This is a genomic window from Runella sp. R5_40, from assembly GCF_057652295.1.
The window spans coordinates 16,243-43,079 of record NZ_JBYFCH010000017.1 but is presented as its reverse complement, the minus strand read 5'-3'; the positions used below and the strand labels follow the sequence as shown (position 1 = coordinate 43,079).

The 26,837-nt window shown below is 45.9% G+C and carries 19 protein-coding genes; 5 read left to right on the top strand and 14 right to left on the bottom strand.

All coding sequences use genetic code 11. From position 1 onward, the window contains the following. Window positions 1-11: 11 nt before the first annotated feature. Together AC23N5_RS22755 and AC23N5_RS22750 are read left to right on the top strand one after the other, a co-directional pair. Entirely contained in the window at window positions 12-860 is an 849-nt protein-coding gene (locus tag AC23N5_RS22755) for an inositol monophosphatase family protein (RefSeq protein ID WP_487757388.1), read from the top strand. Window positions 861-1,094: 234 nt separating this feature from the next. Beyond that, the gene (locus AC23N5_RS22750) at window positions 1,095-2,846 is read left to right on the top strand and encodes an SMP-30/gluconolactonase/LRE family protein (RefSeq protein WP_487757387.1); all 1,752 of its coding nucleotides are present in this window, start codon (window positions 1,095-1,097) and stop codon (window positions 2,844-2,846) included. Window positions 2,847-2,848: 2 nt separating this feature from the next. Here the strand turns inward: AC23N5_RS22750 and AC23N5_RS22745 are convergent, their stop codons facing one another. Beyond that, window positions 2,849-4,180, bottom strand: coding sequence for a M64 family metallopeptidase (locus AC23N5_RS22745; RefSeq protein ID WP_487757386.1), 1,332 nt, complete (start codon window positions 4,178-4,180; stop codon window positions 2,849-2,851). A 1-nt stretch (window position 4,181) separates the two neighbouring features. Further along, window positions 4,182-4,634 carry a hypothetical protein gene (locus tag AC23N5_RS22740; RefSeq protein ID WP_487757385.1) on the bottom strand — a complete coding sequence of 151 codons (453 nt, stop codon included), beginning with the start codon at window positions 4,632-4,634 and terminating at the stop codon, window positions 4,182-4,184. Window positions 4,635-4,829: 195 nt separating this feature from the next. Between AC23N5_RS22740 and AC23N5_RS22735 the strand changes: the two genes are divergently transcribed. Together AC23N5_RS22735 and AC23N5_RS22730 are read left to right on the top strand one after the other, a co-directional pair. After that, window positions 4,830-5,411 (top strand): RNA polymerase sigma factor, encoded by a 582-nt coding sequence (locus AC23N5_RS22735; RefSeq protein ID WP_487757384.1) that lies wholly within the window; start codon window positions 4,830-4,832, stop codon window positions 5,409-5,411. Beyond that, entirely contained in the window at window positions 5,392-6,915 is a 1,524-nt protein-coding gene (locus AC23N5_RS22730) for a porin family protein (protein WP_487757383.1), read from the top strand. Before AC23N5_RS22735 ends, AC23N5_RS22730 begins: the two co-directional genes overlap by 20 nt. 330 nt (window positions 6,916-7,245) lie before the next feature. Here AC23N5_RS22730 and AC23N5_RS22725 read toward each other — a convergent pair whose 3' ends face one another. From AC23N5_RS22725 to AC23N5_RS22690, 8 genes are all read right to left on the bottom strand, one after another. Then, on the bottom strand, window positions 7,246-9,675 hold the full coding sequence (locus AC23N5_RS22725) for a carboxypeptidase-like regulatory domain-containing protein (RefSeq protein WP_487757382.1): 2,430 nt from the start codon (window positions 9,673-9,675) through the stop codon (window positions 7,246-7,248). Between the two features lie 67 nt (window positions 9,676-9,742). Next, a complete protein-coding gene (locus AC23N5_RS22720; protein WP_487757381.1) occupies window positions 9,743-10,195 on the bottom strand; it encodes a hypothetical protein in 453 nt (150 codons plus the stop codon). An 11-nt stretch (window positions 10,196-10,206) separates the two neighbouring features. Then, entirely contained in the window at window positions 10,207-10,644 is a 438-nt protein-coding gene (locus tag AC23N5_RS22715; protein ID WP_487757380.1) for a hypothetical protein, read from the bottom strand. A gap of 4 nt (window positions 10,645-10,648) precedes the next feature. Then, on the bottom strand, window positions 10,649-11,887 hold the full coding sequence (locus AC23N5_RS22710) for a sterol desaturase family protein (RefSeq protein WP_487757379.1): 1,239 nt from the start codon (window positions 11,885-11,887) through the stop codon (window positions 10,649-10,651). 11 nt (window positions 11,888-11,898) lie between these two features. Further along, window positions 11,899-12,243, bottom strand: a complete 345-nt coding sequence (locus AC23N5_RS22705; protein WP_487757378.1) for a hypothetical protein — start codon at window positions 12,241-12,243, stop codon at window positions 11,899-11,901. Window positions 12,244-12,357: 114 nt separating this feature from the next. Next, the gene (locus AC23N5_RS22700; RefSeq protein WP_487757377.1) at window positions 12,358-14,010 is read right to left on the bottom strand and encodes a 7TM diverse intracellular signaling domain-containing protein; all 1,653 of its coding nucleotides are present in this window, start codon (window positions 14,008-14,010) and stop codon (window positions 12,358-12,360) included. A gap of 35 nt (window positions 14,011-14,045) precedes the next feature. Beyond that, a complete protein-coding gene (locus tag AC23N5_RS22695; protein ID WP_487757376.1) occupies window positions 14,046-14,801 on the bottom strand; it encodes a hypothetical protein in 756 nt (251 codons plus the stop codon). Between the two features lie 89 nt (window positions 14,802-14,890). Further along, window positions 14,891-17,611 carry a TonB-dependent receptor gene (locus AC23N5_RS22690; protein ID WP_487757375.1) on the bottom strand — a complete coding sequence of 907 codons (2,721 nt, stop codon included), beginning with the start codon at window positions 17,609-17,611 and terminating at the stop codon, window positions 14,891-14,893. A 247-nt stretch (window positions 17,612-17,858) separates the two neighbouring features. Between AC23N5_RS22690 and fbp the strand changes: the two genes are divergently transcribed. Next, window positions 17,859-18,860: a class 1 fructose-bisphosphatase gene (fbp, locus tag AC23N5_RS22685; RefSeq protein WP_487757374.1), complete on the top strand. Its 1,002-nt coding sequence runs from the start codon at window positions 17,859-17,861 to the stop codon at window positions 18,858-18,860. A 198-nt stretch (window positions 18,861-19,058) separates the two neighbouring features. Here the strand turns inward: fbp and AC23N5_RS22680 are convergent, their stop codons facing one another. The 4 genes from AC23N5_RS22680 to AC23N5_RS22665 form a co-directional block, all read right to left on the bottom strand. Further along, window positions 19,059-21,227, bottom strand: a complete 2,169-nt coding sequence (locus AC23N5_RS22680; protein WP_487757373.1) for a c-type cytochrome domain-containing protein — start codon at window positions 21,225-21,227, stop codon at window positions 19,059-19,061. A gap of 27 nt (window positions 21,228-21,254) precedes the next feature. Continuing rightward, window positions 21,255-22,709, bottom strand: coding sequence for a DUF1501 domain-containing protein (locus AC23N5_RS22675; RefSeq protein ID WP_183976664.1), 1,455 nt, complete (start codon window positions 22,707-22,709; stop codon window positions 21,255-21,257). Window positions 22,710-23,032: 323 nt separating this feature from the next. Next, the gene (locus AC23N5_RS22670) at window positions 23,033-25,360 is read right to left on the bottom strand and encodes a PSD1 and planctomycete cytochrome C domain-containing protein (protein ID WP_487757372.1); all 2,328 of its coding nucleotides are present in this window, start codon (window positions 25,358-25,360) and stop codon (window positions 23,033-23,035) included. Between the two features lie 11 nt (window positions 25,361-25,371). Beyond that, a complete protein-coding gene (locus tag AC23N5_RS22665) occupies window positions 25,372-26,802 on the bottom strand; it encodes a DUF1501 domain-containing protein (protein WP_122931010.1) in 1,431 nt (476 codons plus the stop codon). Window positions 26,803-26,837 lie beyond the last annotated feature (35 nt).

The window sequence follows — 26,837 nt, the reverse complement described above, 5'->3', positions numbered from 1 at the left end:
AATCATTGTACATGAATCTCGAAAACATCACGTTACAAACCATAGAAATTGTCCGCCAAGCGGGAGGATTTATCAAACAAGAAGCGGCCAAATTTGACCGCTCACAAACCGAATACAAAGCTGCCAACAACCTCGTTTCGTACGTTGACAAAGAAACCGAAAAAATGTTGGTTGCAGGTTTGCGCCAAATTTTACCAGAAGCAGGTTTCATTACGGAAGAAGGTACGGCGGGTGAAGAATCAAACCCGAATGAGTTGTATTGGGTCATTGACCCTTTGGACGGAACTGCCAATTTTATCCACGGCTTGCCTGTTTATTGCGTAAGTGTGGGGCTGGTTCAAAATAGCATTCCAATCGCTGGTGTGATTTATCATTTAGGGACAGAAGAACTTTTTTATGGCTGGCAAGGCGGTGGTGCGTGGAGTTTGAGCCTTCGGTATATGTTGGGTGGATTACCGTTGGACGAATCATTTTTACAAAATGCCAATCGCCTGAAAGTGTCGGCGGCGTCAACGCTTGGAGATAGCCTTTTAGCGACAGGTTTCCCTTATTATAAATTTGAAAAGCAAGACCGTTACCTCAAAATTTTGGAAACACTCATGCAGCGCTGCCACGGTTTGCGACGCATGGGAGCTGCCGCCATCGACTTGGCGTATGTGGCGGCGGGTCGTTTTGAGGCTTTTTATGAATATAATCTCAATTCGTGGGATATGGCGGCGGGAGCACTCCTTATTTTAGAAGCAGGTGGGCAAATTACCGACTTTTCAGGTGGCCAGAATTGGTTGTTTGGAGGTGACGTAATTGCGGGCTGCGCTGCTCAGACCGAATTGCTAGAAGTGATTCAAGAACATTGGGGATAACTCCTGAACGGCGTGTTAGCTAAGTTTGTTAAAAGTTTTACCCGCTGATTAGCGCAGATTGAGAAGCGCAGATAACCGCAGATGTAATTTCTTTTTCAGCGAACAGCTGCGGTTGTATTAATCTGCGGACTTCTGCAGGCGAAATAATGAAATTATTTGCTTAACAATGTGTTGAATTACAGGTAATTGTTGTTTAAAAAAGGCTTTCATGGGTAACTCACAAACGTTGCCAACATGAAAGCCTTTTTGATAGTTAGTCTCTTTCTCGTAAGCTTTTCGCTTTACTCCCAAGTGCCTGAAGAGTATCCCGTTCATCCCGATGCAAAAGTCAAAGAGGGAGTGCCGAAAGGGGAAATTCTTAAATTTACGTTCGAAAACTCGAAACTCTTCCCAGGTACTTGGCGGGAGTATTGGGTGTATGTTCCTGCCCAATACACGCCTTCGCAACCTGCTTGTGTGTATGTCAACCAAGATGGGATTCAGTGGCAGGCGCCTACGGTTTTTGATAACCTTATTCACCAAAAAGAAATGCCCGTTACCATTGGGGTATTTGTGATGCACGGGCGCGTCAAAGCCGAACAGCCAGAGAAAGCCTTAGATCGTTTTAATCGTAGTTTTGAATACGACGGCCTCGGCGATACCTACGCTCGTTTTTTACTGGAAGAACTTCTGCCCGAGGTAGAAACTAAAAAAACGTCGGATGGAAGAGCTATTCGACTGTCGAAAAACGGCAATGACCGCGCCATCGGTGGGTCGAGTAGTGGAGCCGTGTGTGCGTTTACGGCGGCATGGGAACGCCCCGATGCCTTCAGTCGGGTTTTTAGCGCAATTGGTACGTATGTGGGCTTGCGTGGGGCCGACCGTTATGCGACGCTGGTTCGAAAATACGAACCCAAACCGTTACGCATCTTTTTGCAAGACGGCACCAACGACTTGAATATCTACGCGGGTGATTGGTGGATGGCCAATCAGACGATGGAGCGGGCATTGTTTTTTTCGGGTTATGAAGTGCAGCACGTGTGGGGCGAAGGAGCGCACAATGGCAAGCATGGTACGGCTATTTTTGCGGATGCCATGCGTTTTTTATGGAAAGACTGGCCTCAAAAGCCCAACATTGGTTCAACCAAGAACCCCATGCTCAACGATATTTTACTCCCCAACGAAGACTGGCAATTGGTAGGCGAAGGGTATAAATTTGCCGAAGGCCCCGCCGTGAATGCCAAAGGTGAGGTGTTTTTTGCGGATGGCGAGGCCGCCACGCTTTGGAAAGTGGGTACTAACAACCAAGTGGGGGTATTTGCCCAAAATACGGGAAACTCTTACGGGTTAGCTTTCAGTCCCGACGGGAAGCTGTTTTCTTCTACCCTAACAACCAAAGTAATCAATGCGTACGATGCGGGGGGAAAACGTACAAAAATCACCGAAGGGTTTGCAGGAAATGATTTGGTAGTAGCCAGCAACGGAAATACCTACGTTACAAGCCCGTCGTCTGACCCAAAAGTGCCAAGTAAAGTGTGGTTGGTGCGTCCAAATGGACAAAAATTGGTGGTGGACGAGGGACTAAAATTTCCGAATGGAATTACCCTATCGCCCGACCAAACGCTGCTGTATGTTTCTGATACGCGTTCTCATTGGGTATATAGCTATTCGATTTTATCGGATGGTACGTTGGCAAACAAACAAAAATACTACTGGTTACACGCGCCCGACACCGCCGATGACGCAGGGGCAGATGGGATGAAAACCGACCGAGATGGCCGCCTATACGTGGCGACCCGTTTGGGTATTCAAGTGTGCGACCAAGCGGGGCGGGTGAATGCCATCATTCCGACTCCCAACGGCGACGTATCTAATCTGTGTTTTGGGGGCGAAAATTTCGATGTCTTGTACGCTACTTGCGGCGATAAAGTGTATAAACGCAAAGTGAAAGTAAAAGGGGCGACACCGTGGGGAGCACCAAACAAACCTGCCCCGCCGAGGCTTTAATCCTAATTACACGGATTTACCTTGATTTCAGCCGTAAAAACAGTTGTGTTTTCGGCCGAGAACCCTGGCTCTAACGTAATCGCTTGGCCTGCTCGATAAATGACATTGGTCGCATTCCCACTGATTTTATTGGTGGCTTTTACTGTTTTGTTGGCTTTCTTGGTGGTGGTTCCTGCGGGGATGTTGTCGATGGGACTTGCCATTACGATGGCATCGGGGCAGGGTGTGTACTGAATATTCCACGAAACCAAGTACTGATGGGTGGTTGGGTGAGTGTCAGATTTAGATAAGGTCGTTTTATCAATCACTTTTGCCACCAAGGTGTTGCTGCCAGAGACGAGGCTACTGGTGTTTAAAAGATAGGTGTCGCTATTGGTTACCAACGGATTGCCGTTGAGCGTCCACGTGATTTCGAGCGTATTTGGGACTGGTTTTAAAGTAGATAGTGCAAAGTTAAGGTTGGAATTGGCCGTAAGGGTGGCACTGTTAGCGGGGCTGAAACCCGTAATGGGACTAGCCAAGTTGTGGATTTGCTCAACGATGGACTCTCGACACACCGAGCAAAAATTGACGCCCAAAAAGCGCATTTTGCAGTTTTGGTGGGGGCGATACCAAAGGGCTTGGTTTCCGCTTGTACCATGTTGAAAAACGCCTACGCTGTTGAGCCCGTACCAGTTTTTCCATTTAACCAAACTAGGGTTGGCTTGTTGGGTCATGTTGGCCGATTCGCGGGCGTAAACATCTCCTGCCCAATATTCGTCAGAAAGAGCTGAAAAAGAGTGGCCTAGCTCATGTACTGCAATTTCAAAAGCATTAGCGTTGATGGAAGTAGTGGCATAAGCGCCTCCCGAACCGCCGTATTCGGTGGAGTTGACAATGATTAAAACTTGGTCGTAATCAGGAAAATTACTGGCCAATACCGAAGAAATAGCGGCGTATTTGGTCGGAACTAAAAGTCGGTGAATGTTGCCATAGTCAAAAGTTGAACCAAAATAATTGTCTGGGTTTGAAGCAGGAATGACGGGTTCATTCACATCGGTGGCCGTCGCAGGGTGTTTGGCACCCGATTGATTGGAAGGCACTTTGACAATATCGACGTTGAAGTAGTTTTTGTATTCTTTAAACGGAGTAACTGAGAATAAGTAATTGGTGATGTTTTGGGCATCGGTTTTAAATTGGTCTTGTTGCGCTGCGGTATATCCGTCGCCCAATACGACGATATTTATCAGCTTACTTCTGTCGCCGTTGTTAAGCAGAGATTCTGTCGGAAAAGTTTGGGCAAACGAGAGACTAGCACTTACCAGCCACCCAAATAGGAGTATATATTTTTTCATTTTATAAGTCCATGCTAAAGGTGGAAAAATTTTGTACCCTTGCTCGTTTGTTCTGGGGTTGCAAGGTGAGTTTTTTCATTTGGCTGGTGTATTGCAAACGGACCATAAACTCGGAGGATTCTTGTGTAGCAACGTGCCGATGAATGGTGCCATCAGGCTCAAACGATTCAATGGACGTGCTCAGTGGGTTATCAATTTCAAGGCTTTTGGCCAATTGCTGTTGCGCGTCCAGAATGGAAAAGACAAGCTTGTCGGGAGTATGCGAATGCACCCTTTCGTTTTTGATTTTTCCATTCACAATTTTTTTGTCAAGAAGTTGAATTTGAAAGTCATCCCCGTTTTTCACTTTGGAGATTTTAAACGTCAAAAACATGATTTTGGCTTCTTCTTGCGCTTGTAACTGCGTAAAAGCTCCAGTAAGCATAAATAATAGTAGTAATAGCCTCGTCTTCATGGAAAGGACTGTTTGTTAAAAATCAGTGTAAGGTATCAATAGTTTAGTCAGATAGTACGCCAAGTCATTGAAAATTATCCAACGGTTTTGTGGAAATTTACCTAAAAATGTCTCAACTTGACCATAGATGAAAATTTTGTTTTTTTTCAATCTCGACGCAACCTTTCCAACTTTCTTTCCGTAACGCTATATTGAATGTTATTTTCTCGTGCGTTGAAAACATTACCGGAACTTCTTGAGGGCTGCTTGCGCAATGACCGTAAGTGTCAAGAATTGCTTTACAAGCAATTTTATGGCTACGCTATGGGAGTGTGTATGCGTTATGTGCCCAATCGAGATGAGGCGCTGGAGGTTGTCAACGATGGTTTTTTAAAAGTTTTCCAAAAAGTGCAGATGTACGATGCCGATAAACCTTTCAAAGCGTGGCTCAAAAAAGTCATGATTAATACGGCATTGGATTTTTATCGACAAAACGTAAAATTTCAAAATCACGATGACATTAGCAGCATTGAGAACACGGCAGCAGCCTCGGAGAGTCATTCTGCGTATAGCCAATTGGAATACAATGAGTTGATTGGGTTGATTCAACAACTGACGCCTTCGTACCGAGCCGTGTTTAACTTATACGTAATCGACGGTTATTCACACGAAGAGATAGCCCAAAAACTGGGTATTAGTGAGGGTACTTCCAAGTCAAACTTGGCACGGGCCCGCGAAAATTTAAGAAGTATGTTACTGAAAAAGGGAAACGATGAGTATGCAAGAGTTACCAGATGACAGACTGGACGAACTCTTCAGAAAATCGTCTGAGGAGTTTGAGCCAGAGTTTAACCCAAAAGCATGGGAAGCCATGCGTCGTAAGTTGGACGACGAGGACAAAAAGCCAGGAGCTTGGTGGTGGCGCCGCGCAGGGGTCATCGGAGGCATGGTGTTGCTTTTAGGTTTGGGAAGTTATTTGTTTTGGCCTAATACAAGTGAAATAGAGTTTGTTTGTCCGAAAATCGAAATAATGCCAAAGGAGTCTCAACGAAATGCTCCTAAGGTAAGTGACCCAAGCCAATCACAAAAGGAAGCTGAAGAAGTCAATGCTTCTGAAACGGGAAAAGTTAATCCTGAGGCAGGTCACGAAGAAGGCTCTACACCGAATGAAAAACCGCGCCTAGCGTTGGAGAAAAAAGAAAAAGAGCAGTTAACACCAGTACAACAAGCTAAAAAACAGTCCATTGCGTCTAGTAAAAAGCAGCCCAATTCAGTAGGTGTAACCCGCCAAAAATCGTTTGCCCTTAAAAATACGCGGGAGCCTGTTTTAAAACAAACCGATGAAGAGAGCCAAACGGCCCGCTGGGTAAAGGATTCAAAAAACAAACGAGTTACGGCAGCAAAGGTAAGTTCGACGTCTCTGTCGGATGTTATTTCCTCAGAAAGCAAGCAAGCTAAAAAGAGGAATACGATGGTTTCGGTTGTGCCAAAAGATACAGAACCCGACGAGCGTGTGCCTCAGGCTTCTTCCAATGAAGCTCAAGAATCTATAAATTCCAATGTTACATTAAATGAACTTTTGGCTAAAAACTGGAAGCTGCTTGCTGTACCCGTTGCAGAGCCAACGGTAGCGTATTTACCACCCGCTCCGCCTCCTGTTGTTAAGAAAAAAGAATCGGCCGAACCTTCCACCGCTTTTCAAAAAGGATTGAGTGGGCGTGTGGTAGCAACGCCCGATTTGAGTTTTATCTCGTCGAGCGAAATGCTTAAAAACCCCCGTTTGGCTCTGGGTGTGATGTTGGAGCACCGTTTTGCACGCCGCTGGAGCATTCAGGTGGGCGTTATAAAAAGTGATAAAGTCTATACTGCCACGGGCGAACAGTACAAATGGCCTGAAATTTGGAATTCTCAAAAAGCCAGACCTACCGAGGTGGCGGCGAATTGTAAGGTATTAGACATTCCAATTAATATCCGATTTGATGTATTGGAAGGCCGCCGAAGTCGGTGGTTTGTATCGTCGGGTGTGTCGAGCTACAAGATGATAAATGAGAGGTATGACTATACCTACCCACCACATTCTTATCCAAAATGGATGAACTGGGAGGGCTCAACGGGCAATTATTGGTTGGGCGTGTTGAATGCTTCGGTGGGAGTAGAACGACAAATTGGTCGTAATTTTTCTCTCCAAGTTGAGCCGTTTTGGAAAATTCCTATGGCCGAAGTGGGCTTTGGGAAAATTAAACTTCAGACTTCAGGTATTTTTATTTCGGCTAAATATCGTTTATCGCGAACAGGGTTTTGAGAAACCCTTGGCGCTGGTACTCGGCGGAGTGGTCGGGTTTTGAGAAACCCGACCCACCGTGCCGAGTGTTTCTCAAAACCCGAATAACCGTGCCGAGTGTTTCTCAAAACTCGAATAACCGTGCCGAGGGTTTCTCAAAACCCGAGTAACCGTGCAGGAGGGTTTCTCAAAACCCGAGTAACCGTGCAAGAGGGTTTCTCAAAACCCGAGTAACCGTGCAGAGGGTTTCTCAAAACCCGAGTAACCGTGCCGAGGGTTTCTCAAAACCCGAGTAACCGTGCAAGAGGGTTTCTCAAAACCCGACCAAAACAGCGAATCAAGGCTGATTTCTTAAAAATCAATCCGATAAAAGAATACAGGCAAAAACCCAAGCTGGTATTCTTGCTTAAAGTATGGCGCTTGCGGGATATAGCTTAGACTCAACTGATTTTTGTTGCCCAGTACATTCACGATGTCCACCGCAATGGTATGCGTCAAGCGATTTTTGTTGATTTTGTATTCTGTTTTTAGGTCAAAGCGCTTGTAGGGGTTGAATTGCAGTGAATTACGCGTGGCATCGGCATAAATAATTTCCTGTGCCAACCGCGATTGCGTTGCATCCACAGGGCCGTACCAGCGACCACCCGTAGCCGTGAACTTCGCACCGAGGTTGAGACTCTTGCGTTTGTTGAACGTAAATTCCTTGGAAAACAGCGCATTGAAGGCGTATTTTCCGTTAAAATCGGTATTTCTCCAAATTTTATCCGAGCCTTGGTATTGGGCATCAAACAACGACGCCGTTACCAAAAAATAGTAGCTTTTGCTGAAAAACTTTTCCAAGGTCATTTCAACTCCGTAGTTCCGACCGATGCCACCATTTTGAAGTTGGTTGGGGAATAATCGTGAAAAGCCCGCCCCCGAGTTGACCAAGGAATACGAAGAAATGGTTTTTTCAACGGGAATATCGAAGAGATTTTGGTAATACGCTTCTACCAGCAAGCGCAAATTATCCGCTAGCATCTTACTATACCCCGCCACAAAATGCCAACTTTTGGAGAAACCTACGTTTTTGACGGGGAATCGCGTACTGGCATTTGCCCCACTTTGGTCGTAAAAATAAAGGTAAGAAGGCAGCCCCTGACTGTGTAAGCCTGTGGCAAACGTGAGTTTTTGACGGTGGGGAAGTTCCAAAGCAAACCCAACTCTTGGTTCGATAAGGGAGTAACTATTGGTATTGATGGAGCTGTAAAGGCTGCTCAGTCCCGCGTTGAATGAAAAGTTTTCGGTGAGGTAATGTTTGAACTGAACGTAAGGCTGTAGTAATACATAGGTGGCGTTGTTGGTGTTCCAACGGGTTACCCAAGCGTTCCATTTTTGGGTGGTTTCATTAAAAGAACGGGCTTGGTCAAAAGCCGTAAAGCTGTATAAATCAGCCGTTAATCCTACTTTTAATGTACTTTTTGCACCCCATTTTTTGTTCAAATACGTAGCCAATGAATATTTGTTTTCGGTAAACTTGTAATCCAATAATGGCCGAAGTGAGTCAATCACAAAGCGTTTGTTTTCAATCAGTGGGTCTCCTTGGGCATTTTTGCGTAAAAACAAAAAATCGTGATTAGCGTCTTGGCTGTTGGCAGAAACGGCTACGGTTGCTTTAAAAAATGTACTTTTATTAAGGGGTTTATTTAAGGTGATTCCGCCCACGGCCATGTTGGTAGAGAAGTACTGGTCGCGGTCGTTTTGCCCAAAAATGTTACGGTCGGATGCTTCTTGTTCGCTAATCAAAATATCAATCGTGCTGGCGCCGCCCACGCCCCAAATAGCAATGTTTCCGCCTTTTTTTAGTGGAAAATTAAAACGTGCAAAGCCGTCGGCGTAGGTTGGGGTGGCTTCGGTGCCGATGTCGATGCCCGCTTTTTTGAACAGCCATAAGTTGGCGTAGCGGCCTGTCACCAAGTAGGAAGCTTTGCTTTTTTTCGACAACGGCCCTTCGGCTAAAAATTCAGTGCCCAGAAAGCCAAATTGGGCCGAAAGTTGGTGCTTTTCGTCGTTGCCGTTGCGTAGTTTTAGGTCAAAAACGCCTGAGGTTGTGTTGCCAAATTCGGCAGGAAATGCGCCCGTAAAAAAGTCGGAATTGGCCAAATACTTGTTGTTGATAATCCCCACTGGCCCGCCCGACGTTCCCGAAATGGCAAAGTGGTTGGGATTAGGAATGTTGATGCCTTCCAGTCGCCAAAGCACGCCCGATGGCGAATTCCCCCGAATCACGATGTCGTTGCGCGAGTCATCCGCCCCTTGTACACCCGCAAAGTTGGAGGCCATCCGAGCAGGTTCGCCGCGACTTCCCGCGTACCGCCCCGTTTCTTCTACCGAAAATTGACGCGCGCTGACCGTCGCCATTTCGTTGGCTGCTTCGCCATTGCGCTTCACTTTCACGACCACCGTATTGAGTTCTGTCACAGATTCTTCCATTTCGAGGTTCAAAACCGTTTCGCGACCTGCTTCTACGACGATGTTGTTGAGCAAAATTTCTTTGTAACCTACCAATGTAAAGCGCAACGTTTGTCGGCCTACGGGGATGTTCGGAAGCCGAAAATTGCCATCCACGTCCGTCACCGTCCCGACGGGCTGCGTAGCATTATTGACCAAAAGGGCTGTCACGCCGACCAATGGAAATTTTGATTCTTTATCAACAATTTTGCCGCGAACGGTTTGAGAAGGTTGGGCAAAAGTGGAAAGAGCAACTAATAAAAAGAAGGTGGATAGAAGTGTATTTTTCATAGTAATGTAGTTTAGAATTAATGAAGAAAATCGGTCAAATAAACCATAGTGCATAGAATTATGTGAATTAACCCCCTAATTTGAACAAGCCAAAAAAACTATTTGCAAGAGCAATGCAAAGGGTAGCGGCAATGGCCAACGCCCCTAAGACCATACCTAAAGTTGCCCATCTTGCTTTGACTTTCTTTGATGGACTTATGGCGGGTGGTTGAAGTTGTTCTTTTGCGATTTTTCTAGCTAAAGTTTCACCGAAATACCCTGCTAAAATAGCAGCTACTCCCAAGACAATAGCACCAACCATCACTCCTGAAAAAGCCGAAATGATAGCAATAATTGCAGAATTAAACGAAACGGCACTTAGAACCTGCAGTTGCACTGTTTTCCGAGGTTTCTTTTTATTGATTGAATCGGAGGGGTACATCGCAACTGTGGCTTCTTTATTAACCAAAGGAGTATTTGCTGCTTTGGCAGAAATGGTCAAGACAAAAAAGCCCAAATAGAGGTAGAGGAGAAGTTTCATTGTTGAAGAGATTAGAAACCATTAGAAAGTACTAGATATGTCAACCCTCTAAGAGCCAATGCGGCAATTCCAATTCCAGCAAGCACAAGCAATATGGCTTGTCCTGTGGATGCAATTCCTTTTTTTGATGAATCCGAAGAACTTGAATGTGGTATTTTTTGAGGCTGATTTTTAGACCTATTTTTCGTTTTAATTATGGCTACAATAATCAATATTCCTCCAAGGACAGCCACCAGAATGCCACCATACAAAATACCTGTTACGGCCACAGCAGCGCCAGTAATGCCCAAAATGGTTGCCTCTCTTCTATTTTTCGCTTCCTTTACAATCGTAGAATCTGCACTTCTTTTGGGATAAAATATACTATCCGATGGAACGTAGTTAGCCGATTGTGCTTTAGATGCTATGAACAAAAGAAAGGTCAGTAGCAAAAGGGATAAATAGTTCATTGTTTTAGTTTGAATTGTTCTTAAAAAACATCGCCGTCCACACCAAACAATACATGTGGTACACCAAGCAAACTCCCAACCAAACGGGCTTATCAGACATGTTGCTAAACAAGAACAAGGCAGGCACAGTCATCAAAATTCGAGTAATTTCGGAGGCAAATAACCACCGTTTTGATTCTAATATGCCACTCCAATTGATAATCAAATGCCAAAGTAAGCCGCTTCCTACGATCTTTTCTACTGTTGACCATGAAGAATTAGGACTAATAATGAGCAACATCAGCACAATACCAAAAACGGCACTCAGTATCAGATACAGTTTTGATTGTGGGAAAGGGTTGAGGGCAATGCGTTGTTGATTTTGCAGCGTAATCTCCTCCAATGGCGGTTTTGGTGGCAAGTTGGCGGGACGCCAACCTAAGGGCATAAACCAAATCCTGATTTTGTCCCACCAGTTCGTAGCTGCTACCGCATCTTTCCAGAGAATACTGTAATAGTGAAAGTTAATCACAATTGGGTTCCAAGTTTGGGCTTGTCCGTACATACCATAAATCACTTTGTCGGTCTCTTCTTCAAAAGAACCAAACAAACGGTCCCAAACGATGAGAAACTCCCCGTAGTTTTTGTCCAAATACTTAAAATTTACCCCGTGATGTACCCGATGATGCGAAGGCGTAGTAAAAATAAACTCAATCCAACGCCAGAGTTTAGGAATCAATTCGGTATGGTGCAAAAACGAAATAAACAAGTGAATACCCGTCATCATGTAAATATCAAACGGCTTAAAACCTATGATCGTAAGCGGCCAAAAGAATACAAAAGAAAACAAACGTTGCGTTACGCTTGCTCGTAAAGCCACAAAAAAGTTCATTTCTTGGGCACTATGATGTGGTGAATGCGCCGCCCACATAATGTTGATTTCATGTCCCCAGCGGTGTACCCAATAAAAGATAAAATCAATAGCAAGGAGCAAAAGCAAAAAGTTGGGTACATTCATCGGAATATCATCAATTAACCGATAGTTGTCCCACAGGTAGCCATAAACTACATAGACCCCCGCTGCTACCAAGACATTGACTGTCTGATTGCCAAGTGCCGTTCCAAAGTTGGCAATGGCTTCGGCGAACGAAATATAATTCCGTTTGTAATAAAGACACAGACCTACTTCAATCGCTATGAAAAACAACGCCAGCGGGGTGAGAAGGGTGTAAATGTTTTGGGTAGAAAAAGTAATTTGTTCCATGTTCGTAAGGTTTAGTAGAAATAAATGCCAGTTCCAACGCCAATTGTGCCCAGTACAATCCCCGTGTAGGATTTTTTATACCCCAATCGTAACGAGCTTACATTGGGGTGATTAACGTATTTAGAAGACAATAGCTCTTTTCGGTGTATCAACCCGCTTATTCCAAAGCCTACGGCAACTCCGCCCAAAACTGCGGCAAAAACAAAAGAAGAAGAGGATGAAAAAATAAAACTAATGGCTACTAAAGCGGCACTGATTACCCCTGCGACGAATGAGATTCGGGCAGCTACATTTTCGGAACGAGTGGTTACATCACGGGTATATAAACCCAAAGAGAAGCGAAAGAGTCGGAACATAAGATTCGTTGGTTTAGGTTTGTAAAACTCGAATCAAAAATCACTTTCTTTCTCTTACGAAGCCATCGCCTGTTTTCCAACGGCAGCAATTGGTTTATCTTCGGCAGAAAATCGTCAACTTTCCAGCCCCATTGCCCGTAGAAAATCGGGTTTTACGCGACGTGCTACGTCCACTTCACTGCCATCTTCCATAAATACAACGCCTCCATCGCCCCTTACGTATTTGGTCACGAAGTTGAGATTAATGATGTGCGATTTATGCACTTTGAAAAAATTGTCGTATTCTTTCAGTTGCTGTTCAAATTCTGCCAATGAGCGCGAAGCCACCATTTTTTGACGATTGAAAAAATAAACGTTGGTATAACTCCCCATTGCTTCTATACGCACTATGTCGGCTACGGGAAAAAGTAGTACGCCTTCTAAAGTGGCAATCGGAATTTTCTTGACCTTTTCTCGTTCGTCGCGCATCATTCTAAGAAACCGCTGCAAATCTTCTCCAGCAGTGGGCTGTTGCGTCAGCTCTTTTTCCATCATTTGGTTTTGTTCGGCTATCAACCGTTCGTTTTCTATAAGGCGTTGAATGGCCAATTCTTGGGCTTCTTTTCCTTCTTTACGCAGGGTATTGACCCGATCCATCAGGGCAAAAGTCAAAAAAGTTGCTTGAATCAGAATACCAATGTGGTAACCATAATAAGTGAAAACATGCTCAAAAGAGAGAATATTGAATAAGGTCAATACAATGAGAAGGATTTCGATAATATAAATGCCCCATCCCCACAAATAGAAACGCGCTGGGCTAAAACCACGCTGATAGAGCCAAAAGCCTACAATCAAATAAGACAAAAAAGTAATCAAAACCACAATGTTGAAAACCATTTCGGCTTTTTGAACACCAAAGAGTTTCGCTAAAATAATAAGCGTTGCCAACGTACCCAGTCCTTGAAATAGCCGATGCAGGTGTGGTAATACTTTGGGGATATTAAGAAACGAAACCGAAAACCCAATACTGGTCAGAAGCGCACATAAACGTATCAGGCTCGAATTAATGCCGTTGTTCATAAAAGGCATTTCGCGCCACAAAAAGTCAAACAAATACCCTTCAAAACTAAGAAAAGTAAGCGCCGAAAAAACGACGTGGAGTCCATACAATAAATAGGTGCGCTCTTTGAGCGTGGCGTACATAAAAAAACTAAGCAATGCCACCAATACCATAACTCCCAATACAAAAAAATTGACACGTGTTTCACGATAGACCCGTGCAACCAGTGGCCGAATGCCTCCCAATTCGATTTGGGATACCAAGCCATTCATGTCTTTCAGGCCCACAAATAAGTATTTCGGATGCTTACCCAGATGGAGAACGATGCTATTGAAGGAGAAGTAGCGGTTTTCAAATGGGCGTAATGCCCCCGTTTCCAGAAAATAAGTGGTGTCTTCACTTACCACATAAGCATCAATATAATCAATGTCTTGCGCAAGAAAAAGTGCATAAAGGGTTTCGTTAGTGCGGTTCTGTAAATCAAACTTGAACCATATCCGCGAAGGTGAAAAACCCAAGTTGATGATTTTGTCAGGAATAGTTACAAATTGGGCATCGGGAATCTTTGCCACCTCCAAGTGGGAAAGTTGATTGCTACTATCTACAAAATATCCAGCAGACCCCCCAATTTCGACTAATTGGTTTGGATCCGTATAAATTAATTTGGAGGGTTGTGCCCGACAGTAACCTCCTACGACTAACAATAGTGCGAGTAGATAATTTTTCATTTTCAAAGGGGTAAGGTGGATAGCCAACAAGAACTTTATGAAAGCGAGGAAATCAACACCAAAAAAGCGGTCACTAAAACAGTCCCCAACGCCGTGCGCCAATACCGTCGCTTCTCTCGTTTGCGTTCGTCAGCTGTCATTTCTTTGAAGGGTTTCATATTTTTATCAATGGCCCGTCCTAAGAAATAAAAACCACCCGCCAAAATGCCTAAACCCAACAACAGCACGGCCACCGCTGCCAAACCGATACCCGCACAAGCAAGGTTACAGGCTAAGATGGCACTAATGTAAGCGAGCGCCACGCCTGCGACAAACAGGAAAATATAGCCCAGACGTAGCAATCCCTCATTCGACGATTTTGCTTTTTTATCTTCTTCTTTTGGAGGTATTTTTTTAGAAAAACTGAGATGCTGCTCGCTTGTTATCACCGTCATACTGCTGTGGAGGCTGGAGTTGGGTTGGGGGGACTGCACCATGTTTCCTAGTACAGCTCCGCCTAAGGTATAAATCCATAAATTGAGCAAAAAAAGGCTAACAAAAATTCGCTTTTGGAACAAAAACCGAGTAGTTGAACGAAGGTGCCGAAATTCAGTTTTTTGATACTGTAAAATCAAAGATCGAATTACAAAAGCACTTCCGACGAGCACCAACAGTTGCAAAGGTAATAGCTCCGCGAATAAGGTACTACCAAGTGATATCCCAATACAAGCATTGGTTAGTTCACAGAGTACAATGGCCAAAATGGCTGGTCGAGTGTATTGAGAGGCCCAGCGGGCTACGTACGATTCCATAGACGGCAGCGGTTAGTGTGAATAAAAAGAGCGAGTTCTAGGATATAAATATCGTAAAACTCGCTCGTCTTTCAAGTGCTTAGAAAAATTTACTCAAACACCCAGCCCAAATAGACAATACGGCCGATGGGTGCTGCTCCATAAACTTGCACGGCGTTGGTGTTCAGTAAATTGGTGCCACCAAGGCGAAGGGCACTTTTGATTTTGGGTAAACGGTAACTCACTTGCCCGTCCAACGTTCCAAAAGCTTGGATGTAACCCTCATCAACGGGCATAAAATACGTGTATCCGCTGGTGTGACGGTAGTTAAACGCGTACGAAACGTTTTTGACTGGCTCACCTTGTACTCCTACGTTGAATTTGTGGGTAGGGGTATTAAATCCTAAAATCAAGCCAGGAACATCGTTTTCGTTGATGTTCGACCAAGTGTAGTTGGTATTGATGTTTAATTTTTTGGAGAAGAAATACTCAAGACTCACGATGGCTCCCTGCGTATGCACTTTTTTGTCGGCGTTGGCCCAAGTCTGCATCAAACGTCCACGCGTGCGGTCGGTGGTAGGTTTGGCAAAATCACCCGTGGTCGAAGGCAGTGGAACGCCCGTTGGAGTCAGCCCATCTTCACGACCGTAAAAACGTAGGGTGCCAATAAAATTGTTATAAACCGAACGATAATAACTTGCGTCCACGTACAAACCTTTGGCAATTTGGCCTTTATAGCCAATCTCCCACGTATTCATTTGTTCGGGGGCAATTTTCTTAATCGTGACGGGTTTCAAAAAATCAGGATTCGCTTGTCCATTGGGCAAGGCCGATACCGCATTCAAGCCTTGGTAGCCGTTTGTGACGTTTCCTGCCACCAACAACGTACCAAAATCAAGGTAAATAAACTGGTCTAATTGAGCAGGTTGGCGGAATGCTTGGGCGTAGTTGAGGCGGAAATTATGTTGGCGGTTGTCACCCAGCGAAAGTACAGCCGAAAGGCGCGGCGAAAAACGACCCCCAAAATTGCGGAACTGGTCAAAACGTCCTGCGGCAGCAAGTTTTAAGCGGTCTTTCCAGAGGCTATATCGAAGCTGTCCGTAGGCTCCTCCATCCCAGTTGACGATGCGGTCGCGGAACTGAACTTCGTTGGTATTAGCGGCAATAGGCGAATTAGGCCCGTCCGAAAACAACGTTCCTGCCGATTGCAACAAATGAGTACGGTATGAGGCCCCAGCGATGGCGTTGAGTTTGCCAATGTTCCATTCGCGTTGGCCGCTAATATCCCAAAAACGAGCGGTGTTGGCAAAAGCTGCTCCGCGCACTGTTTTGGTACCGTTGACGTCAATCAAACCGATTCCTGCCACCACTTGCTCTCTAAGTTGCTGGAAAAGGGGACTTCCTACAGGTAACTGGGCCCCCGCAGCAAGTTGGGTGGCCAAAGCTTGAGCGGCTTCGATGCTTTGGTTTCCAGCAATTGACTGAGGAAGAACGTACGGAGTTGGCGTTCCTCCTGCCGAATTTGGAGCAAAGGCGTTTAAGGCTGTGCCCGCTGCTAGGCCATTGCTACGCGCGGCGGTAAAGACTTGGTTCCAAACCGAAAAATAGTTTTGGGCAAAAGTAGGATAGCGCGTGCCGTTGGGCTGGTTGCCTGCAGCCATAGGGGCGTTCATCAACCCGCTGGCCAACGAACCCAAGTCGTACGCTTTACCGCCGTAATCGAATACAGTGTAAGCGCGCAAAAACCATTTGTCGGTTTTAAGTTCGACCCGATGGACGTCGTATTTCATGCCGCGTTGGGCGTAGCGACTGGTACTTTGGAAGATACCGTTGCTGACCGACAAGCGGTATTCATAGACCGCGCGGAGTTTGGGGGTTATTTGCCAATGAAACGACGGATTGATGCGGTAATTTCCTGCTTTGTAATTGCCATTATTGAACAATTTAAACGGATTTCCCGACGACTCGGGCCAGTTGGCCATTTCGGCTTCGGTATAACCTCGTGTATAAATGCGGTAGCTCTGGTTGTTGTTCAAAGCCGTGAGTGCGGGTGTGGTGACGGTGCTGCCAACCTCGCCATAACGGTTGATGGCGTTCCAGCCTGTATTGCTTCCTTCGGCGTTGTTCAGAGGGTCGGAGCCAGCCAAACCACCTGACGTGACGCGTTTGATGGCGGCGCTGTTGGAAGCCAAAAATTCGTCGGCTTCAAAGTAGTTGGCACTGATTTTAAACGCAAAACGGTCGCCAAAAACCTTGGCATAACGGAGTTGACCGTCAATCATGCTGCGATTCCCGCCTCGCAACGAAGCCGAAAGTCCTTGGTATTTGAATGGGTCTTTGGAGTGCATGAGCAGTACGCCGTTGAAGGCATTGGAACCATACAAAGCGGAGTTGGCACCAAATACCACGTCCACGCTTTCCATGTCCAGTTCCGAAACACCTACCCAGTTTCCGTAGTAAAGCGAGGCCGTTGGAGACGCTACATCGACGTAGTCGGCGAGCTGTACGACGCGTTCGGCTTTTGAACTGTTGAAACCACGGGTACTAAAACTGGTGATTAACCAGCTCGATTGGCTTACGTCAATGCCTTTGAGGCGGGCGAGTGAGGAAATAAATTCGGTGGAAGGCAGACGTTTGAGTTGAGCAGCAGTGAGGCGTTCGACCGAAACGGGAGTTTCCATGAGCGGCTCGGCGGTGCGGGAGGCCGATACAATCACCTCTTTTAAATAAAGGGTGTCTAATTCGAGGTTTTTTTTCTTGGTTGGGACTTGCGCAAACGAAAATGTAATGACACTTAAACTTAGTAAAATGGGAGTGAAAAACTGTTTCATTTTTCGATTTTCGTGGGATAGTTTGCCGCAAACTTAGAGACAAACATTTATGATTGAGCAAAAACGCTTAAAATTTCTCCTCAAAATTTTACTTTTTACCTTCAATAAAATATTTCTTTAATACAGCGTAAGTTTATAAAAAAACAAAGAAATGGATTTAAAAAGTACTTAAAGTATTGTATTTTACAAAGTTCAGGTTTAGCTTTGTTAATCTCTATTTTACCAAAAATTTACACATCAGTTTAGAATGGAAACCAAGATGGACCACCACCTCGCCGTGCCCGTGGGTGTGACGCTCGACCGTTACATCATGCACAACCAAAACTCCTTTGCTTTCGCTACAGGAGAGCTTTCCCAACTCCTTCGGGACATTGCTTTGGCAGGAAAAATTATTAACCGCGAAATCAATCGTGCGGGGCTTATTGACATTACGGGTGGCTTCGGGACGAACAACGTCCAAGGAGAAGCCCAACAGAAGCTCGACGTTGTTGCTAACATTCGTTTTATCCGTGCCCTCATCAATGGCGGGGAGGTATGCGCCATTATTTCGGAAGAAGACGATGGCATCATTTATACGGGCAACAATAATGCTAAATACGTGGTGGCGATGGATCCGCTTGATGGCTCGTCGAATATCGATGTCAACGTGTCGATTGGTACAATTTTCTCCATTTACCGCCGCATAACGCCTTTGGGAACGCAACCTTCGCTGGAAGATTTTATGCAAGGGGGCGAAGAACAAGTGGCGGCAGGGTATATTTTGTACGGTTCGTCCACAATTTTGGTCTATACGACTGGCAATGGCGTTGCAGGATTTACGTATGATTCGTCGTTGGGAGAATTTATTTTGTCGCACCAAAACATCAAAAGCCCCAAAGACGGCAAGATTTTTTCGTACAACGAAGGGAATTACAATCAGTACGCCGAACCGATTAAAACGTACCTCAATCACTGCCGTGACCGAGGCTATTCGTCGCGCTACATTGGTTCGTTAGTGGCTGATTTTCACCGAAATTTGCTCAAAGGTGGCGTGTATCTCTACCCACCTACGCACAAAGATGCCAACGGAAAACTCCGCCTTTTGTACGAATGTTATCCTTTAGCGATGATTGCCGAACAAGCAGGCGCCAAAGCATCCGACGGCTCACAGCGCGTGCTTGACATCAAACCCGATTCCCTTCACCAGCGCGTACCGTTGTACATCGGTGCCGAAACCATGGTAAAGGAATTGTTAGGGTTGTTGAAATAATTTAGGCGGGTGTACGAATCAATGCAAGATTTAGTAGCATTTCTTTTAAAACACATAGAGCACAATAGAATAAACACATAGTAAATGTATAAGAAAGACGCTTTTGCCTTCCTATTGTTTTCTATGTGAAAACTCTTTGTGGTCTATGTGTTTACCTTTGCTTAGTCAACTGCAAAGTTTCATACACCCATTTAGGGCTTAATTCAACAGCAGTTCATCCACCAACAACAACGCAGTACGTCCCTTGCTTCCGTGCCAATCGGGGATTTTTTGTAGGGGCTTGGCTACTATTTTTAGATAAGTAATGTTTTGGGGTTTTACTGGACAGGTAACGCTCAATAAAGAATGCGTTCTGACTTGCGTCGGCATGGTAGGTTTCAATTTACCGATGAGTTTCAGTTGGGTAGGACTAGTGCCGCCCCATACTTCAATTGATTCAGGCGGAAAAATGCCCGTTTCGGTTTCTTCCATAATGCGCAACCCCACCGATGAAAGCAAAATGGGCTTTTTGAACTCCGAATAAATGGCCAAATCGTTGTTACGAACTCCCGTCCAATTGTTGGCCCAAGCGGGGCTGTTGGCGTTAAATGTTCCCAAGATTCCGTCAAAATAAGACTTCGCCCCAGCTGCTTGGTGGACTCGGTTGAGGGGAAGTAACAAGCTGATGCTGTCGGGCTGGTAGGTGTTTTTATAAAAATCAAAAACGACTTCATCGCTGCCAAACCACCCTTTTTTAAACGCTTTGGCGCGAATTTTTGTGCTGTTTTTTAACACCGTTTGGTTGGTAAAAAGCGGCGAATGAAGGCTATCTGGAGCCGTTCCATCGGTGGTGTAACGGATTTCTACGCCTCGGATGGGGTGATAGAGCTTCACCGAAAGTTCCTGATTAAACACCATTGAGCTGTTTTTGACTTGCGGAGTGTTCAACTTGATGGGGTTACTGCCGTCGTCTTTAAAACCAGCGATAAACTCAACGTTTTTGTACGTTTTCTGTAATTGTTGAATTTCAGTAGGCGTCAAGCCCGTATTCCAAACCGACAAACTTTTGAGACTTTTTAGCTTGCCAATCGACGCTTGAAGTTCTGCCAAGGTAATTTTAGTGCCCGAGATGTTTAAGGTTTTAAGTTGCTTTAAACCAGTGAGTTCTGAAAGTCCTTTACCCGTAATGTCAGTAAAGTTTAAGTCTAACTTTTGCAAATTTTCAAACTGAGTTACCGCTTTTAGGTCGCCATCTTTGACGGGCAATTTGTTCAGATTGAGGGAAACTACTTGGGTTTTAAGCGCGCTCAATTCTTGAATTTTTTCGGGAGAATAGGCAGCTTTGTTGTACAAATTAACCGATAGCGCAGGCGATGAAAGCGACAGCGGCGCAATGGTACGGTCGTTGTTGCTCAACTTTTTGATGGTTTCTTCGTCGGCCGCCCCAAAATCAAACTTATCTTCGGGTGTTTCGGTGGTTTGAAAGAGGTTTGCCGCCACCAAGCGCAACGAATCGCGCGCGGGGAGGTCGATTACTTTTTTGTTAAACACCGCGTTTGATTTTATCCAAAGCGCCAACAAAAGTTGTTCCGAATCGGTCAACTGGGCTTTGCCAACGGGAGGCATGTGTTTTTTGTCATCATTGGGTAAATGAATGCGCTGGAGCAACAAACTTATTTCAGGTTTGCCCGCCACAAAAAGCTTCCCAGATTTGCCGCCTTTCAGCAATGCCGCTTCGTTGACTAGCGACAATTCACCTTTCAATTTTTCGGGATTATGGCAACTCACGCATTTTTGTTCCAAAATGGGTCGAATGACATGGTCAAATACCAAGGCTTTGTCCAACGGTACGCTTTCGCTGCGGGTAAGTGGTTCTGAAACAAAATTTTCACCGTGAGTAAGGGTCGCTCCGTAATGTCCTCCAATTAACAGCGCAATGGCCACCGAAGCCGCACCAATACGGGCGAGGGTAGGGGTGTACCAAGGTGCTTTACGGAAAAAATAAATAGCCGTTCCTGTCCACAACGTGCCTATTCCCAGCCATTTATGCGTAGCAAGCGTGTTTCCTGCGTATCCATCTTCTTTGGCCAAAAATAGTCCCATAACCACGGTGATTGCGGCGGTAAACGTACCCGCTAACCAAAATGAGGACAGAAATTTTTCATAAAAATTATTGGCGGAGTTTTCGGGTTTAAACCGAAACACTTCCATTCCAAGCGCCAACAACAGTAGGACAATCGGAAAGTGCAAAAGCAGTGGGTGCATTCTCCCAATGGGCTGAATCCAGAGCGGAACTACCCATTGACGCTCAAAAAAAAGTAAGAATAAAATGAAAATATTCGCAACAATCAATAATTGCTCTGCTATGCCTTTGACCTTATTGCCCATGCTACTTGTGTGAAATTGCTTGAATGATTAGCTAATAATGTCGCGCACTACTCTGCCAGCTACGTCGGTGAGGCGGTAGCGGCGACCCAGATGTTTGAAGGTCAGTTGTTCGTGATTAAGGCCAAGAAGGTGCAGTACCGTGGCGTGAAAATCGTGTACGTGAACGGGATTACGGCTAATATTATATCCCAACTCGTCGGTTTCACCATAAACAGTGCCAGGCTTGATGCCACCTCCTGCCATCCAAATACTAAAGCAACGAGGGTGGTGATCGCGGCCATAGTTGTCAGCCGTCAGTTTGCCTTGGCTGTAGCTTGTGCGGCCAAACTCTCCACCCCAAATGACGAGGGTTTCGTCGAGCAAACCTCGTTGTTTAAGGTCAGTTACCAACGCCGCCGAGGCTTGGTCCACGTCTTTGGCTTGGCTCGTAATTTCAAAAGGAAGGTTGCCGTGCTGGTCCCAACCTTGGTGGTATAATTGCACAAAACGAACGCCGTTTTCGGATAATTTTCTGGCTAACAGGCAATTGGCTGCATACGTGCCTGGAACCAAACAATCGGGGCCATAGAGTTTGACCACGTCATCGGGTTCTTTTGACACGTCCATTACTTCGGGAACGGCCGTTTGCATTCGATACGCCATTTCGTATTGTTTGATTTTGGCCGTGATTTCGGGGTCGCCAAACTCTTTGTAAGACAGGTCGTTGAGTGAAGCCAAATTGTCTAGCATATCCCGTCGTTCTTCGCGGTTCATACCTTCGGGGTCGCGCAAATAAAGCACTGGGTCTTCACCTTTGCTAAACTGTACCCCTTGGTGAATAGAATCCAAAAAGCCATTGGTCCAAAGTTTGGAATAGACCCCTTGTCCGTTGCCAATGCCACGGGAGAGCAACACTGCAAAATCGGGTAAGTTTTTGTTTTCGTTGCCCAATCCATAACTCAACCAAGCCCCCATGCTCGGGCGGTTTCCCTGCTGCGAGCCTGTCTGCAAAAAGGTCAGCGCAGGGTCGTGGTTGATGGCTTCGGTGTACATCGAGCGCACGATGCAAAGGTCATCGACGATTTTGGAAGTATAGGGCAATAAGTCGCTTATCCACGCTCCCGATTGGCCGTATTGTTTAAAGTTGGTGAATGAGCCTGCCAACGGAAACGATGCTTGGTTGGCCGTCATCCCCGTCAGTCGCTGCATCCCTCGCACGGATGGCGGTAATTCTTGCCCCACCATTTCGCGCAGTTTGGGTTTGTAATCAAACGTTTCCATTTGGGAAGGAGCTCCGTTTTGAAACAAATAAATGACCCGCTTGGCTTTGGGCGCAAAGTGAGGAATGCCTGGAACAAAATTTGCCCCGTCTTGGTCGCCACCGTTCAATAAATTAGGAATCATCAACGAACCTAGCGCCACGCTTCCTAGTCCCAAACTCATGGTGGACAAGAAGCGACGACGATTGAAGGTCAGACCATGTTCAAGGATTTCTTTGTCAATTTTGCTCATGTATCTCAAAGGATAAAATCAAACATGTTGCTTTAGTTGGTTTTTTACCCGCAGAAAGCGCAGATCTAAAAACCGCAGACTGGCGCTGAATACTCGCTCTGCGAAAATCTGCGCTTTGAATCTGCGTAGTCTGCGGGTAAAAAATTATCTACGTTTTCATCAAAGTCTCTTCCAAATTATAAATGGTATTCACAATCCGCATTTGGTTTTTTACCCGCAGAAAGCGCAGATTTAAAAACCGCAGACTGGCGCTGAATACTCGCTCTGCGAAAATCTGCGCTTTGAATCTGCGTAGTCTGCGGGTAAAAAATTATCTACGTTTTCATCAAAGTCTCTTCCAAATTATAAATGGTATTCACAATCCGCATCAACGCCGCCAATTGCACTTTATCCATCTGTACTGGAATAGGATACTCACCAACGGCAAGGGCTTTCTCCGCCCGTGTTGGGTTGAGTTTTTTAAGCTCTTTTTGGTAATAACTTTCTAAGATTTCGACCTCGTTCTCAGTAGGTTTTCGACACACGATGAGGCGGAAAGCCTTGGTGATTTTCTCTTTCGTTGCCGATTTTTCTTCAAGAAGCTTGGCAGCCAACACCCTTGACGCTTCCAACACCGTGGGGTCGTTGAGCATGATAAGGGCTTGAAGCGGCGTGTTGGTTCTCAATCGCTTCACTTCGCACATATCGCGGGTACTGGCATCAAAAATGGTCAACATCGGAGGGGGAACCGTGCGTTTTATCAAGGTGTACATCCCTCTACGATAAAGCTGATTGCCATGGTCTTGCACATACATCGACAGCAGCCCACGTCCCGAAGTCGCTCCTTCCCACAGCCCAGGTGGTTGGTAAGGCTTAACGCTCGGCCCACCGATGGTGCGCACCAACAAACCACTGCTCGACAAAACAACATCGCGTACAAACTCGGCATGAATCCGATAGCGAGGAGCGCGGGCAAGGTAAATGTTGTCGGGGTCGGCGGCCAATTTTTCAGGGGAAACGACGGCCGATTGGCGATAAGTAGCCGACATGACGATTTGTTTGACGAGGCGTTTGATGTTCCAATTATGTTCCATCAAATCCACCGCCAGCCAGTCGAGCAAGGCAGGGTTGGAAGGAAGTTCTCCCTGCATTCCAAAATCACCTGTTGTTTTTACGATACCTTTTCCAAAAAACTCTTGCCAGATTTGGTTGACAAACACCCGAGCCGTCAGTGGATTTTTTTTATCAAATAGCCATTTGGCTAACCCAAGGCGGTTTTTGGGGTAGTTTTTGTTAAAAGGCAAAATGATATTGGGCGCATTGGGCTCTACCACGTCGCCTGGAGCATCGTACGACCCTCGCCGCAAAATGTGGGTTTTACGTACCGTGTCCAAGTCCGTCATAACCGATACAATCAGCCCGTTGGTATCGGGTTTGTTGATAAACTTCAGGATGCTTTTAACGTCCTGATTGCTGATTTGCATCAACGGTTTTTTGGCGTAAGTTTCTGGCCCCCCAATCACCGATTCGATACCGACTTCGTTGACGTTATTAAAAAAGGCAAATAACTGGTAATAATCTTTTTGGGAAAAAGGGTCGTATTTGTGGTCGTGGCAATGAGCACATTCCATCGTAAGTCCCAAAAATGCTTTCCCAAACAAATCGTTTCGGTCGGTGACGTAGCTAATCCGATATTCTTCAGGAATTACCCCGCCTTCTTCCGTGATTTTGTGGTTGCGGTTAAAACCCGTTGCCAGCAAATGCTCTTTGTTTTCAGGGTCGTTGGCGGGACTTGGGAGATAATCACCCGCGAGCTGCCACGTGACAAACTGATCATAAGGCATGTTTTTGTTCAGTGCATGAATCACCCAGTCGCGCCAAGGCCATTGGGTGCGGTAGCCGTCGTCTTGGTAACCGTGTGAATCGGCGTAGCGGGCTAAATCGAGCCAATAAATGGCCATTTTTTCACCATACGAAGGGTTTTTTAACAATTCGTCCACCACTTTTTCGTAGGCGTTGGGACTATTGTCGGCTAAGAAACCCTCCATTGTTTTAAGGGTAGGAGGAAGGCCCACTAAATCAAGGCTGACGCGTTTCAACAAGCGTTCTTTGTCGGCTTCGTCGTTGGGAGTCAGCCCTTTTTGTTCTTGTTTTTGGAGAACAAAGTAGTCAATTTCGTTTTTGACCCATTTTTCATTGTCCACCTCGGGGAGTGCGGCTTTTTTGGGAGCTACAAACGCCCAGTGTTTTTCGTACTTAGCGCCTTGCTCAATCCAGCGTTCGATGAGAGAAACTTCGCGAGGGCTGAGTGTCAAATTTGATTCTTTCGGCGGCATCACTTTGGAGGTATCTTTGGTGGTAATCCGCAAAAATACCTCTGACATACTGGGCTTTCCTGCCACAAGTGCGTGGGCCGATGGGTTTTCCTTCAACGCGGCAAAAGCACTTACGGGATCGTCCAGACGAAGTCCTGCTTGTCGTTTGTTGGCGTCAGGGCCGTGGCAGGCCAAACACTTGTCAGAGAGAATAGGCCGAATGTTAAAGTTGTAGCTTATCTCATCGGGTAGTTCTTCCTCGGTAGGAGTCGAACTACCCTTGCAAGCTTGCAGGTAGGTAAGCATACCAGCCACAACGAAGGTCAAGAAAAACGTTTCTTTTTTCATACGGAAACAGGTTACGCAAACAAATCCATTACAGCTTTTCCTTTTCCATCGGGGGTTGTGTAGAACGGACGCTTTTCAATTTCGTATTGAGTATCAGGGGAAATGCCAAGTGCGTGGTAAATCGTTTGGTGGAGACCGTCAATTTTGATCGGATTTTCAATCGTTTTGCAAGGGCGCTCATCGGCGGTTTTTCCGTAGGCAAACCCGCGTTTGATTCCTCCGCCAAACATCAACACCGAACAGCCGTCCGTAAAGTGGCGGTGCATTCCGTAAAACTTCATGTCTGATAAAATCTCGGGTTGGTTCACCTGTTCTTGAACCTTCGCATCGGGGCGGCCTTCCACCATCATATCGCGGCTAAATTCGCTGGCCAAAATGATGAGCGTACGGTCGAGGTGACCCGATTTATCAAGGTCTTTAATCAACTGTGCAATGGGACCATCAATCATCTTTTTCATGTCCACCAAGCGCGTATGGCCATTTTCGTGGGTATCCCAGCCAAAAAACGGTTCGTACTCGGTTGTCACGCTGATGAAGCGAGCACCTTGTTCGGTCAAGCGGCGCGCCAACAAGCAACCCAATCCAAACCGCCCTGTGTTGTAAATGTCAAAGCTTTCTTTGGGTTCTGTGCTGAGGTTGAAGGCTTTGGACTCGGGCGAATTGAGCAACATATACGCCTGTTCCATCGACCGCCGAAGCGATTCTTTTTGGTAATCGCTGCCAAATTCGCCAAAAGCACTGTTGCTAATCAAGTCATTGTACAACTGATTCCGACGCTCAAAACGCTTGGCATCCATCCCAACGGGCGGACGAACGCTTTCTAGTCCTTGGCTGGGGTCGGGAATAAAGAACGGCCCGTATTCGTTGCCCAAAAATCCTGCGGTATGAAATGCCTTTAACTCTTCGGCTTCACCTACGGTAAAACGTTGACCGATGTCAATAAAAGCAGGGATGACGGGGTTTTTCGGGCCTAGTTCTTTGGCAATCCAAGCCCCAATGTGCGGTGCTGCCACCGTTTGTGGGGGTTCGTAACAAGTGTGCCAGTTGTACTGGTGACGAGAGTGAAGGATATGCCCCAAGTCAGCCGCGACGTACGACCGAATTAGAGTGCCTTTGTCCATCACTTTGCCAATAGATTGCAATCCTTCCGAAAAATGAATACCGTCAAGCACTGTGGGGTGTGATTTAAAGGTACTCAACACCCGATTGCCTTCCATGCCTTTTTCAAAAGGAGTATATCGTTTGGGGTCAAAAGTCTCGGTATGTGCCATTCCCCCCGCCATCCACAATAGAATGACGGTATCGGCAGTGCCGTTGGTTTGGCCTATTTTTTTGGTACAGCCCGATAATAAACTTGGGAGGGGGGCGCTTGCGGCCATGGCTGCCAAGGTTGCGGCACTTGTTTTTTGGAGAAACTCCCTTCTATTCCATCTATTTGTCATTTTCTGTTTCTTGTTTTGGGTTTCCTGTTTAGAGT

Bases quoted from the DNA above. Each gene is read 5' to 3' on its own strand.
- AC23N5_RS22755 (WP_487757388.1), top strand. From the start codon at position 12: ATGAATCTCGAAAACATCACGTTACAAACCATAGAAATTGTCCGCCAA.
- AC23N5_RS22750 (WP_487757387.1), top strand. From the start codon at position 1,095: ATGAAAGCCTTTTTGATAGTTAGTCTCTTTCTCGTAAGCTTTTCGCTT.
- AC23N5_RS22745 (WP_487757386.1), bottom strand. From the start codon at position 4,180: ATGAAAAAATATATACTCCTATTTGGGTGGCTGGTAAGTGCTAGTCTC.
- AC23N5_RS22740 (WP_487757385.1), bottom strand. From the start codon at position 4,634: ATGAAGACGAGGCTATTACTACTATTATTTATGCTTACTGGAGCTTTT.
- AC23N5_RS22735 (WP_487757384.1), top strand. From the start codon at position 4,830: ATGTTATTTTCTCGTGCGTTGAAAACATTACCGGAACTTCTTGAGGGC.
- AC23N5_RS22730 (WP_487757383.1), top strand. From the start codon at position 5,392: ATGCAAGAGTTACCAGATGACAGACTGGACGAACTCTTCAGAAAATCG.
- AC23N5_RS22725 (WP_487757382.1), bottom strand. From the start codon at position 9,675: ATGAAAAATACACTTCTATCCACCTTCTTTTTATTAGTTGCTCTTTCC.
- AC23N5_RS22720 (WP_487757381.1), bottom strand. From the start codon at position 10,195: ATGAAACTTCTCCTCTACCTCTATTTGGGCTTTTTTGTCTTGACCATT.
- AC23N5_RS22715 (WP_487757380.1), bottom strand. From the start codon at position 10,644: ATGAACTATTTATCCCTTTTGCTACTGACCTTTCTTTTGTTCATAGCA.
- AC23N5_RS22710 (WP_487757379.1), bottom strand. From the start codon at position 11,887: ATGGAACAAATTACTTTTTCTACCCAAAACATTTACACCCTTCTCACC.
- AC23N5_RS22705 (WP_487757378.1), bottom strand. From the start codon at position 12,243: ATGTTCCGACTCTTTCGCTTCTCTTTGGGTTTATATACCCGTGATGTA.
- AC23N5_RS22700 (WP_487757377.1), bottom strand. From the start codon at position 14,010: ATGAAAAATTATCTACTCGCACTATTGTTAGTCGTAGGAGGTTACTGT.
- AC23N5_RS22695 (WP_487757376.1), bottom strand. From the start codon at position 14,801: ATGGAATCGTACGTAGCCCGCTGGGCCTCTCAATACACTCGACCAGCC.
- AC23N5_RS22690 (WP_487757375.1), bottom strand. From the start codon at position 17,611: ATGAAACAGTTTTTCACTCCCATTTTACTAAGTTTAAGTGTCATTACA.
- fbp (WP_487757374.1), top strand. From the start codon at position 17,859: ATGGAAACCAAGATGGACCACCACCTCGCCGTGCCCGTGGGTGTGACG.
- AC23N5_RS22680 (WP_487757373.1), bottom strand. From the start codon at position 21,227: ATGGGCAATAAGGTCAAAGGCATAGCAGAGCAATTATTGATTGTTGCG.
- AC23N5_RS22670 (WP_487757372.1), bottom strand. From the start codon at position 25,360: ATGAAAAAAGAAACGTTTTTCTTGACCTTCGTTGTGGCTGGTATGCTT.
- AC23N5_RS22665 (WP_122931010.1), bottom strand. From the start codon at position 26,802: ATGACAAATAGATGGAATAGAAGGGAGTTTCTCCAAAAAACAAGTGCC.